The sequence below is a fragment of the Ottowia sp. genome, assembly GCF_035444425.1.
Lineage (GTDB): Bacteria > Pseudomonadota > Gammaproteobacteria > Burkholderiales > Burkholderiaceae_C > Ottowia.
The window spans coordinates 1-11,077 of record NZ_DAOMOQ010000064.1 but is presented as its reverse complement, the minus strand read 5'-3'; the positions used below and the strand labels follow the sequence as shown (position 1 = coordinate 11,077).

General features: G+C 65.9%; 11 protein-coding genes and 2 pseudogenes. 11 read left to right on the top strand and 2 right to left on the bottom strand.

The window, feature by feature from the left end; all coding sequences use genetic code 11:
• Window positions 1-55: 55 nt before the first annotated feature.
• Both PK606_RS15360 and PK606_RS15355 read right to left on the bottom strand, forming a co-directional pair.
• Window positions 56-406 (bottom strand): annotated as a pseudogene (locus PK606_RS15360) (lipocalin family protein); the annotation flags it as partial.
• Window positions 407-428: 22 nt separating this feature from the next.
• Complete coding sequence (locus tag PK606_RS15355; protein WP_324565197.1) at window positions 429-1,400, bottom strand: MerR family transcriptional regulator; 972 nt, start codon at window positions 1,398-1,400, stop codon at window positions 429-431.
• Between the two features lie 117 nt (window positions 1,401-1,517).
• Between PK606_RS15355 and PK606_RS15350 the strand changes: the two genes are divergently transcribed.
• The 11 genes and pseudogenes from PK606_RS15350 to PK606_RS15300 form a co-directional block, all read left to right on the top strand.
• Complete coding sequence (locus tag PK606_RS15350) at window positions 1,518-2,822, top strand: NAD(P)/FAD-dependent oxidoreductase (protein WP_324565196.1); 1,305 nt, start codon at window positions 1,518-1,520, stop codon at window positions 2,820-2,822.
• Window positions 2,819-3,643, top strand: a complete 825-nt coding sequence (locus PK606_RS15345; RefSeq protein WP_324565195.1) for a DUF1365 domain-containing protein — start codon at window positions 2,819-2,821, stop codon at window positions 3,641-3,643. Before PK606_RS15350 ends, PK606_RS15345 begins: the two co-directional genes overlap by 4 nt.
• Before the next feature lie 2 nt (window positions 3,644-3,645).
• Complete coding sequence (locus PK606_RS15340; RefSeq protein ID WP_324565194.1) at window positions 3,646-4,863, top strand: class I SAM-dependent methyltransferase; 1,218 nt, start codon at window positions 3,646-3,648, stop codon at window positions 4,861-4,863.
• Window positions 4,864-4,891: 28 nt separating this feature from the next.
• On the top strand, window positions 4,892-5,476 hold the full coding sequence (locus PK606_RS15335; RefSeq protein ID WP_502920860.1) for a chalcone isomerase family protein: 585 nt from the start codon (window positions 4,892-4,894) through the stop codon (window positions 5,474-5,476).
• A complete protein-coding gene (locus PK606_RS15330) occupies window positions 5,473-6,783 on the top strand; it encodes an MFS transporter (RefSeq protein ID WP_324565193.1) in 1,311 nt (436 codons plus the stop codon). Before PK606_RS15335 ends, PK606_RS15330 begins: the two co-directional genes overlap by 4 nt.
• On the top strand, window positions 6,780-7,319 hold the full coding sequence (locus PK606_RS15325) for a DUF3833 domain-containing protein (RefSeq protein WP_324565192.1): 540 nt from the start codon (window positions 6,780-6,782) through the stop codon (window positions 7,317-7,319). Before PK606_RS15330 ends, PK606_RS15325 begins: the two co-directional genes overlap by 4 nt.
• Before the next feature lie 4 nt (window positions 7,320-7,323).
• On the top strand, window positions 7,324-8,106 hold the full coding sequence (locus tag PK606_RS15320; RefSeq protein ID WP_324565191.1) for an SDR family NAD(P)-dependent oxidoreductase: 783 nt from the start codon (window positions 7,324-7,326) through the stop codon (window positions 8,104-8,106).
• A gap of 2 nt (window positions 8,107-8,108) precedes the next feature.
• A complete protein-coding gene (locus PK606_RS15315) occupies window positions 8,109-8,621 on the top strand; it encodes a nuclear transport factor 2 family protein (protein ID WP_324565198.1) in 513 nt (170 codons plus the stop codon).
• Window positions 8,599-9,288 (top strand): glutathione S-transferase family protein, encoded by a 690-nt coding sequence (locus PK606_RS15310; RefSeq protein ID WP_324565190.1) that lies wholly within the window; start codon window positions 8,599-8,601, stop codon window positions 9,286-9,288. Before PK606_RS15315 ends, PK606_RS15310 begins: the two co-directional genes overlap by 23 nt.
• 17 nt (window positions 9,289-9,305) lie before the next feature.
• Complete coding sequence (locus PK606_RS15305) at window positions 9,306-10,799, top strand: cryptochrome/photolyase family protein (protein WP_324565189.1); 1,494 nt, start codon at window positions 9,306-9,308, stop codon at window positions 10,797-10,799.
• Window positions 10,800-10,811: 12 nt separating this feature from the next.
• Window positions 10,812-11,030, top strand: a pseudogene (locus PK606_RS15300) (LysR family transcriptional regulator); the annotation flags it as partial.
• Between the last annotated feature and the right edge of the window lie 47 nt (window positions 11,031-11,077).

Below are 11,077 nucleotides of genomic sequence, written 5' to 3'. Positions count from 1 at the left end.
TCATGGCTCCATCCTCTCAAAGAACGGAGACTCCCCTAAACCCGGGGCGGTTCAGCGAGCCGGTGAACAGGGCTTTGCCGACGGCTTCCCGCCATTCGCCGGTGGCGGGTGCGTAGCCACGGTTGACCACGCGCACGCTGGCATCGGCCTGCACGGTGTAGCTGGCCGAGATGTCGGTCAGGCCGCGCTCAAAGGGATGATCCAGCCGTGCGATCTCGTACCAGCGGCCCTGATAGCGCTGCACGTCGAAGGGGCTGACGGCCGTTACGCCCGGCGGTGGGCGCGTGCTGGTGCAACTCGCAAGCAGCAAAGCGCAGACGGCCAAGAGCAGTCGCTGACAGTGCGCAAAGAAGATGCCAGTAGCAGATACGCGCACAGTTTGGAATGGGTAAGCCAGTGTGAGCATGGGAAGGAAAGTCCTTATTTGTTCAATGGGCGTGGCGCCATTGCGTGACTAGGGGCTGCAAGCCCGACAAATGCTGAACCGTGCTGACGCCTTCCAGCGGCCATTGGTACAGCGCCGCGCAGGAGCCACCTGCCCATAGGGCCGTGGCCGCAGGCAACTGGGCGCGCAGCTCGCGCAGGCTGGTCTGCACGAAGCTCGATTTGTGCAGATTGGTGAAACTCAGCGCCACCACATCGGCCTGATGTGCCCGCGCTGCCTGGGCGATGTCGATCAGCGGGGTCTGCGTGCCCAGCGACACGCAGGTGGAGCCCTCCAGTACCAGCAACGCTTCGACCATCAGTAGCCCCAGACTGTGCTGCTCTTGCGGCACGGTGGTGAGCAACACCTTGGGGCCTTGTTGCATGGGTTGCGGAGGCAGCGAGGCAATTGCATGGCGCAACACGCCGGTGATGACCTCGGTGTACAGATGTTCTTCGAAGATTTCAAAGCGCCCCTGCGCCCAGGCTTCGCCCACTGCTGTCGTCAACGGCGCCACCAGATCAGTGACAAAGGGCGCGAGCCCCATGCGCAACTGAGCATGGCTGAGGCCGTGCCGCAGGGTACTGGGGTCGTGTGAACCAATGGCGTGGAGCATCCCTTCGATCAGTGGATTGGCGATGCTGATGTTTTTTGTCCTGGACAAAATAGCGGGTTGCACTGGAGAGCGCTGCGTCAACAGCGCCTGCAACGCCGCCTGATCCAGCCCCACCACCTTGCCAGGCCGCATGCCCGCATCGAGCAGCCGACTGATCAACTTGAGCCGGTGCACCTGATCCGCGCCATACAGCCTGTCGCCTGAGGAATCGCGGGATGGGTTGGGGAAACCGTAGCGCCGTTCCCATACACGCAAGGTGTCCTTGCCCAGGCCGGTTTCGCGCTCGACGGCGGCAATCGACAGACCGGCGTCGCTGGATGCCGACGGTTCCAGGGCAACTGAAGGCGTCAGAGAGTTCATGGTTAATTGAGATCGCTCATTAAATTGTCTAGGACAAATATTGTTTTGTCTAGTACATTACGCCATATCCGCAGCGCAACCGTGCTGCACGCTCAGTCACCCAAGGATTGGAAAGCCATGAAAGTCGCAGTCATCGGATCCGGCATCTCGGGCTTGGCAGCCGCGCACCGGCTGCGCGGGCAGGCGCGGGTGACGCTGTTCGAGGCGGGCGACTACTTCGGCGGCCACACCCACACTGTGGACGTGACCCTGCCCAATGCCCAGGGCCAGGCCGTCACGCAAGGGGTGGACACCGGTTTTCTGGTGTTCAACGAGCCCACCTATCCCGGCCTGATTGCGCTACTGGCCGAATTGAATGTGCCCAGCGCTGTGTCCGACATGTCGTTTTCCGTCCAGGTGCCAGGTGCGGGCGTGCTGGGTGACCAGGCACTCGAATGGAGCGGCTCCAGCCTGGCGACGGTATTTGCGCAGCGGCGCAATCTGCTGCGCCCACGCTTTTTGCGCATGCTCGGCGAGCTGCTGCGCTTCAACCGCCTGTGTACCGCGCTGGCAGACAGCGGCCAGGAGCAGGAACTGGCTCAGCCGCTGGGCGATTTTCTCGATCAGCATGGCTTTGGCACGGCGTTCCGCCACTGGTATTTTCTGCCTATGCTGGGCTGCATCTGGAGTTGCCCGACCGACCAGATGCTGCGCTTTCCCGTGGCCACCATGGTGCGTTTTTGCCACAACCATGGGCTGATCCAGGTGAGCAACCGGCCGCAGTGGCACACCGTGGCGGGCGGCGCGCGTCAGTATGTGAACGCCATCGTGCAAGGGCTGGACGCGCGCCTGGCCACCCCGGTCACGCACATCGAGCGCAACGCCGCTGGCGTGCTCATCCGCACCGGCAGCGGTGTTGAGCACTTCGATGCCGTGGTGCTGGCCGTGCACAGCGACCAGGCCCTGCGCCTGCTGGCGCAGCCCAGCGCCGCCGAGCAGCGGGTGCTGGGCGCCATCCGTTACCAGCCCAACCGCGCCGTGCTGCACACCGACACCCGTGTGATGCCCCGGCGCCGCGCCGCCTGGGCGGCGTGGAACTACGAGCGTGCCGTCGATGGCGCACAGGAGTCGGCCCGCGTGTGCCTGCATTACTGGCTCAACCGCTTGCAGCCACTGCCGTTTGCACAGCCGGTGCTGGTGTCGCTGAACCCGGTGAGCGCCATCGACCCGGCGCAGGTGCTGGGCGAGTTTGACTACGAACACCCGGTGTTCGACATGGGGGCGCTGGCCGCGCAAAAGCAGGTGCCGCAGTTGCAAGGCACGCAGCACACCTGGTTTGCAGGTGCCTGGACCGGCTATGGCTTTCATGAGGACGGCTTGCAGTCGGGCCACCGCGCTGCCGATGCGCTGCTGACGCACATGCGCCATCGGGAGGCTGCATGAACATTCCTGCCCCAAGTGTGGGCTCGCCGCACCCTGTGCCGCACATCGGCTTTGGGCATGTGTGGCACACCCGGCTGCGCCCGCGTCGCCACCGCTTCAGCGTGCCCACCTTCTTCCTGCTGCTTCCCATGCGCACGCTGCATGCGCGGCCCGAGGCGGCGGGTGTTCTGGCGCTCAATCGCACGGGCGCGCTGTCGTTTCGTGACGCCGACCACGGCGACGGCAAGACCGGACGCACGGGCGGCGCGTTGGCCTGGCTGGATGCGCTACTTCACGCCGAGGGCATTACCGACGCCCAAGGCGAAATCTGGTTGCAGTGCTATCCGCGCGTATTGGGATACAGCTTCAAGCCGGTGAGCTTCTGGTACTGCCACCGCGCAGACGGCAGCCTGCGCGCCATCGTGGCCGAGGTGAACAACACCTTTGGCGAGCGCCATGCCTACCTGCTCGACCACCCGCGCTATGGCCAGGAGCTACGCGCAAGCAAGGCGTTTCACGTCTCGCCGTTTTGCGCCGTGGTCGGCGGCTACCGCTTCGAGTTTCACCGGGGCGGTGCCGATGGCCTGCAATCGGCGCGGGTGCGCGTCGACTACCACGACACCGAGGGGCCGGTGCTGCTCACCGGCATCGCCGGGCGGCTGGAGCCGCTGACCCCAGCCAGCCGACGCCGCGCCCTGTGGCGCTACCCCCTGCTCACCCTGGGCGTGATGGCCCGAATCCTCTGGAATGCCTTGTTGCTCTGGCTCAAGCGCGTGCCGTTGCACACCAAGCCGCAAATGCCGGCATCGCCCGTTTCCCGTTCATCCTCATCCAGCCACTGACCATGAACACCACCACTGCTTTGCCATTTCATTTGCCTGCGGGCCTGCCTGCGAATGCGCGCCACGCCCTGCGCCTGTTGCAGCGCCTTGAGCACGGCACGCTGCATCTGGAGCTGCCCGACGGCAGCACCCTTCAACTGGGCCAGGGCGGCAAGCCGCATGCCAGCCTGCGCCTGCACGATTGGCGGGTGTTCGGCGCGGTCATGCGCTCGGGCGACATCGGTCTAGCCGAGGGCTATATCGAGCAGCACTGGAGCACGCCGCATTTGGCCGATCTGCTGCGCCTGCTTATGGCCAACCGCAACGCGCTGGAGTCGCTGGTGTACGGTGCCTGGTGGGGGCGGATGGCCTACCGCTTGCGCCATCTGTTCAACCGCAACACGCGCGCTGGCAGCCGGCGCAATATCCACGCCCATTACGACCTGGGCAATGCGTTCTATGCGCTTTGGCTGGATCCGAGTATGAATTACTCGTCGGCCTGGTTTCAGGGCGATCTGGCGGGTGATCTGACAGCCGCACAGCACGCCAAGGTGCGCCGTGCGCTGCACAGCGCCGGGGTTCAGCCGGGAAGCCGCTTGCTGGAGATCGGTTGCGGCTGGGGCGCACTGGCCGAGATGGCGGCGGGCGAGTTTCAGGCCCAGGTGACGGGCGTGACCTTATCTACCGAGCAACTGGCGTTTGGCCAGCAGCGCCTGTACCGGGCCGGGCTGGCAACCCAGGCTGAGCTGCGCTTGCAGGACTACCGCGACATCCAGGATGCGCCCTTCGACGCCATTTGCTCCATCGAAATGGTCGAGGCCGTGGGCCAGGCTTATTGGTCCGGTTACTTTGGCACCGTGGCGCGTTTGCTCAAACCCGGCGGGCGAGCCTGCGTGCAAAGCATCGTCATCGACGACGCGCTGTTTGACCGCTATGTCCAGGGCACGGACTTCATCCAGCAATACGTCTTCCCTGGCGGCTGCCTGCCCAGCCCGGCGCGCTTTCGCGCGGCGGCGCAGCAGGCGGGGCTGCGCGTGGTCGAGGAACTGGCCTTCGGCACCGACTACGCCGAAACCCTGCGCCGCTGGCACTGCGCGTTCATGCAGCAGCATGCCCAGGTGCTAGCGCAGGGCTTTGATGCGAAGTTCCTGCGCACCTGGGAGTTCTACCTCGCGTACTGCGAAGCTGCCTTCGACAGCCGCAGCATCGACGTGGTGCAGTTCACGCTGGTCAAAGATTGAAAAAGGGTGCGGCTTGCGCTTGATACCCATGTCTTTGCATATGTTTTCATCATTGAAGCGCCTCGCACTGTTTGCTGCGTTGACCGTGGGCATGGCCGTGGCCAGCGCGGCGGCAGAGAACGCAGCACCGCCGCCCGCCTTCATCCAGCAGGCGCTGCCCGAGGCCAGCCTGTGGGGCCACGGGCAGATGCGCTTTCTCGGGCTGCGGATCTACGACGCCCGCCTGTGGGCAGACCCGCAGTTCGAGGCGGCCGACTTCGGCGCCTACCCGCTGGCGCTGGAACTGACCTATCACCGCGCCTTCAAGGGGGCGGACATCGCCAGGCGTTCCATCGAGGAGATCAAGCGCCAGGGCGAACTGCCCCCCGCGCAGGCCGAGCTCTGGCTGAAGGCGCTGGCCGCGGTTCTGCCCGACGTGCAGGCCGGTGAGCGCCTCACGGGCCTGCACCAGCCGGGACAGGGCATGCGCCTGTGGCGCGGCCCGCAGGCGCTGGGCTCGATCGACGATGCCGAGCTGGCGCGCCGCTTCTTCGGCATTTGGCTGTCACCGCGCACGTCCGAACCTGGCCTGCGCAGCGCCCTGCTGGCGCGCAAACCAAAGGCCAGGCCATGAGCCGTACCCTGTCACTGGACGCCCCGCAGGCGCTGCCCTGGCGTGCCGGATTGGCCTACGGGCTGCTGGGCCTCCCCTTGGCCTTCGCCGCGTTGCCGCTGTATGTGGTGCTGCCGCATTACTACACCAACGATCTCGGCCTGCCGCTGGCCACTGTCGGGGCGCTGCTGTTGCTGGTGCGGCTGATGGACGCAGTGACTGATCCGCTGCTGGGGCTTTTGAGTGATCGCCTGTACCGCCGCAGCGTGCATGCGGTGCTGTGGATGGCTGGCGTCTGCGCGCTGCTGTTGGGCGGCGGCATGGCGGGGCTGTTCTTTCCTCTGGTGCAGGGGCCGACGGCGCTGGCCGCCTGGATGGTGGCGGGGCTTTTATTCACCTGCCTGGCGCACAGCCTGCTGGTCATTGGCCACCAGTCCTGGGGGGTGCGCCTAGGCGGCGACGCCGTGCAGCGCAGCCGCATCGTGGCCTGGCGCGAGGGGCCGGGGCTGCTCGGTGTGATCGCGGCCAGCGCCCTGTCGGTCGCCTGGGGGGCAGGCGCCATGCTGGCGGTGTTCGGGCTGGCGCTGCTGGCGGGCTGGCTGCTGCTCTGGCAGGCACCACGTCCGTCACCTTCAAGCCAGCCGCTTGAGCCGCGCGGGCCGGGCCATCTCCCGCTTTGGCAGCCGCTGACCCAGCGGCCTTTGCAGCGGCTGCTGGCGGTGTTTTTGTGCAGCGGCATCGCCAGCGCCATCCCTGCTGCGCTGATGCTGTTTTTCGCCCAGGACCGGCTGCAGGCCACGCCGCCGCAGATTGCGCTGTTTCTGGTGCTGTATTTCGTCAGCGCCGCGCTGTCCATGCCTGTCTGGCTGAGGGTGGTGCGCCGCCTCGGATTAGAGCGGTCGTGGCTGGTCGGCATGCTGCTGGCAGTGGCCTGCTTTGGCTGGGCCGCCGGGTTGCAGGGCGGGCAGGTGGTGGCCTTCGCCGCGATCTGCGTGCTGTCTGGCGCGGCGCTGGGGGCCGACTTGGCGGTGCCCGGTGCGCTGCTGGCCTTGCTGATCGCGCGCCAGGGTGGGCAGGGCGTGCAAGACGGCGCCTACCTGGGCTGGTGGAACCTGGCCAGCAAGCTCAACCTTGCGCTGGCCGCCGGGGCAACACTGCCGCTTCTGCAATGGCTGGGCTACGTGCCCGGCAGCCAGGATGCGCTGGCGCTGCAACGCCTGGCATGGATGTATGCGCTGCTGCCCTGTGTGCTCAAGATCATGGCGGCCTGGCTGCTGTATCGGTTGCTGATCGCTCCTGCCAACCCAACACAAGGAATCGCCCCATGAACACCCGTCGCCATGTGCTTTTTGCCCTGCTCGCAGGTTCGGCCGTGCTCGTCGCGGGTTGCGCCAATCCGCAGGTGAGCGACTACGCCCAGCAGCAACCCACGTTGGAACTGGATCGCTATTTTAACGGCCGCATCCGCGCCCACGGCATGTTTCAAAAACGCGGCGGCGAGGTGGTGCGCCGCTTCACCGTGGTGATGGACTGCCATTGGCAGGGCAACCAGGGCGTGCTGGACGAGGCATTCACCTATTCCGACGGCACGACCGAGCGCCGGGTCTGGCGCCTGACCAAGCACGCCGATGGCCGCTACACCGGCCGCGCTGACGACGTGGTGGGCGAGGCCCAGGGGCAGACTTCGGGCAACGCCTTTCGCTGGAACTACACGCTGCGCCTGCCGGTGGACGGCACGACGTACGAGGTGCAGTTCGACGACTGGATGTTCCTGATCGACGAGCGCGTGATGCTCAACCGAGCCACCATGAGCAAGTTCGGCGTCTCGCTGGGCGAGGTGCTGCTGTCCTTCAGGAAGGAGTGACGCCGTGCCCCTCAACCCTGCCATCACCGACTGGCGTGGCCGGCGCGTCTGGCTGATCGGCGCGTCCAGCGGCATCGGGCGCGCCGTGGCCGCACTGCTGCATGCGCATGGCGCGCAGGTGTGCGTGTCGGCACGTCAGCAGGCCCGGCTCGATGACTTCGTGCGAGAGCACCCCGGCAGCCAGGCGCTCGCGTTCGATGTGACCAACGCGCAAGCCGTCGCCAGCGCGGCGCAGCAACGGCTGGCAGACGGGCCGCTGGATCTGGTTTGCTACTGCGCCGGTCACTATCACCCCATGTCGGCCGACGCGCTGGATTTGCCTGAGCTGTTGCAGCACCAGCACATCAACGTCAGCGGCGCGCTGCATGTGCTGGCTGCCGTGCTGCCCGCGCTGCTGGATGCGGCCCGCGCCGGGCGCACGCCGCACCTGAGCCTGGTTGCGAGCGTGGCTGGCTGGCGCGGCCTGCCGCAAAGCCTGGCCTACGGCCCCACCAAGGCGGCGCTGATCAATCTGGCGGAAAACCTGTTCCTTGACCTGCGCCCCAAAGGTGTGGGCGTCAGCTTGGTCAACCCCGGCTTCGTCGATACCCCGCTGACGACAAAAAACACGTTCACCATGCCGGCACTGCTCACGCCCGAGCAGGCAGCACAGGCCATCGTGCGCGGCTGGGAGCGCGGCCGATTCGAGCTGCACTTTCCCCAGCGCTTCACCAGTGTGCTCAAGCTCATGCGCTGCCTGCCCTACCGCTGGTATTTCGCTCTCGTTCACCGCATCACCGGGCTTTGACCATGAACGCCACGCTACCCGTCCATCCTGATATCGATCCAGACACCCAGGCCGCCACGCAGCGGCTGATTGCGCTGTACGAGCAGCTGTCGCCCGCGCATCTGTCCGCGCTGGATGCGCATTACGCGTCCGACGCGCACTTCAAGGATCCCTTCAACGACGTGCGCGGCGTGCCCGCCATCAGGCAGATATTTGCCCACATGTTCGCCACGCTCGATCAGCCGCGCTTTACCGTCACCCAGCACATCGTGCAGGGCGACCAGGCTTTCCTGGCCTGGGAATTGCGCTTTCGCATGCGCCGCTGGCGGGCAGGGGTGGCGCAATGCATCCACGGCGCCACGCTGGTGCGCTTCGACGCTCAGGGCTGCGTGGCGCTACACCGCGACTACTGGGACGCCGCCCAGGAGCTGTACGAAAAACTGCCCGTGCTGGGCGGCCTGATGCGCTGGCTTCGCCGCGCCGCCTCGGCCACCGCCACATTCAAGGATTCCCATGCTCACCGTCCACCACCTTGAAACCTCGCGCTCGCAGCGCATCCTCTGGCTGCTCGAAGAGTTGGCCGTGCCGTACGACCTGCGCCGCTACCGGCGCGACCCGGTAAGCCGTCTGGCACCTGCCGCGCTGAAAGAAGTTCACCCGCTGGGCAAGTCGCCCGTGCTTGTCGATGGCGATACCGTGGTGGCCGAATCGGGCGCCATCATCGAATACTTGGCGGAGCGCTTTGGCGCGCAGGCACCGGCCCACCTGGCCCATCTGGAGCCGGCTCGCGGCACGCCTGAGCACCGACAGTGCCGCTTCTGGATGCACTACGCCGAGGGTTCATTGATGAACTGGCTGCTGATGCACATGGTCTTCGACACCATCCCGCGCCAGCCCATGCCGTTTTTCGTGCGCCCGATCGCCCACATTCTGTGCGGCAAGGTGCAGCAGAAACTCATTCGCCCCAATGTGAAAGCCGCCCTGGCCTTCATGGATGCTCACCTGGCGCAACAGCAGTGGTTTGCGGGCGAGCACCTGAGCATGGCCGATTTCCAGATGAGCTTTGCGGTCGAAGCCGCCCTGGCGCGCAGCGGCAAGGAAAGCGCATGGCCGCACCTGCTGGCCTACCGCCAGCGCATGCAAGAGCGGCCAGCCTATCAGCGTGCGCTGGAAAAGGGCGGGCCGGTGCTGATGCCAGCCTGAAGCCCAAACAAGACAAGATGACAGCCACAGCCCGTATCGCATCCCCTGCTGCCTCCAGCGCCCTGGTCTGGCTGCGCCGCGATCTTCGCTGCGACGACCACGCAGCGCTGTACCACGCGCTGCGCCGCCATGCGCGGGTGTACTGCGCCTTCGTGTTCGACACCGACATTCTTGATGCGCTGCCCAGCCGCGAAGACCGGCGCGTGGCGTTCATCCACGCCAGCGTGCTGGAGTTGCACGAACGCCTGCGGCAACTGGCCGCGCGCAGCGGCGCGCCCGGCGGCGGAGTCATCGTGCGCCATGGCCTCGCGGTGCAGTGCATCGTGCAGCTTGCCCAGTCGCTTGGCGTGCAGGAGGTGCTGACCAACCGCGACTACGAGCCCGAAGCCATCGCGCGCGACCGGCGCGTGGCCGACGCCCTGCGCGCGCAAGGCATCATCTACAGCGATTACAAGGATCAGGTGCTGCTGGAGCGCGACGAGGTGCTGACCCAGCAAGGCCGGCCCTACAGCGTGTTCACGCCCTACAAGCGCGCCTGGCTGCAACGACTGGATGCCTTCCAGCTCAAACCCTATCCCGTCGATCGCTATGCTCACCACCTGGCGCCGCCGCCCATGGGCGAACACCTGCCCACGCTGGCGGACCTGGGCTTCGCTCCCACCAACCTGCAAAACCTGGCCCTGCCGACGGGCATGAGCGGCGCACAGCAACTGCTGCGCGATTTCGAGCCACGCATGGCGGCCTACCACGAGGCGCGCGACTACCCTGGACGCAAGGGCGTGTCATACCTGTCGGTGCACCTGCGCTTTGGCACCGTTTCCATCCGCCAGCTCGCCGCATTGGCAGTGCAGCGGGCAAAACAGGGCAGCGAAGGCGCGCAGACCTGGCTGTCGGAGCTGGCCTGGCGCGACTTCTATTTCATGATCCTGTGGCACTGTCCGCAGGTGGTCACGCAGTCGTTCAAACACGAATACGACCGCGTGCAATGGGACGACGCCCCCGAGCTGTGGCAGGCCTGGTGCGAGGCACGCACCGGCTACCCGCTGGTCGATGCCGCCATGCGCCAGTTGCTGCACACCGGCTACATGCACAACCGCCTGCGCATGGTAGTGGCGAGCTTTCTGACCAAGGATCTGGGCATCGACTGGCGCCGGGGCGAGCGCTTTTTTGCCCAGTACCTGACCGACTACGACCTGGCCGCCAACAACGGCGGCTGGCAGTGGGCAGCCTCCACAGGCTGCGACGCGCAGCCTTACTTTCGCATCTTCAACCCCATCATCCAGTCGCAGCGCTTTGATCCCGACGGCAAATTCATTCGTCGTTACCTGCCCGAGCTGACGCGCGTGCCCGATACGCACATCCACTTCCCAGCAGCCATGAAGCCCGCCGCGCTGGCCGACTGCGGCCTGCGTCTGGGCGTTGACTACCCGCAGCCCGTCGTTGACCACGCGCGGGCCAGGGAGCGCACGTTGATGCGGTTTTCTCTCCTGTCAGAGAGCGACACTTCGTGAGGCCAAAGAACTATGGAATTACGACACCTCCGTTGCTTTCTAGCGGTCGCTGAAGAGCTCCACTTTGCCCGCGCGGCCGAGCGGCTGCACATCGAGCAGTCTCCGTTGTCGCGCGCCATCAAGGAACTGGAAGAAGATTTGGGTGTGGTGCTTTTCGCCCGCACCACGCGGAGCACGCGACTTACTCATGCCGGAGCATTGTTTCTTGAGCACGTGCGCCGCGTGCTTACTCATAAGTCAGTAATTTAGGGAACAAATGTTCACATCTTCTGTCCAAG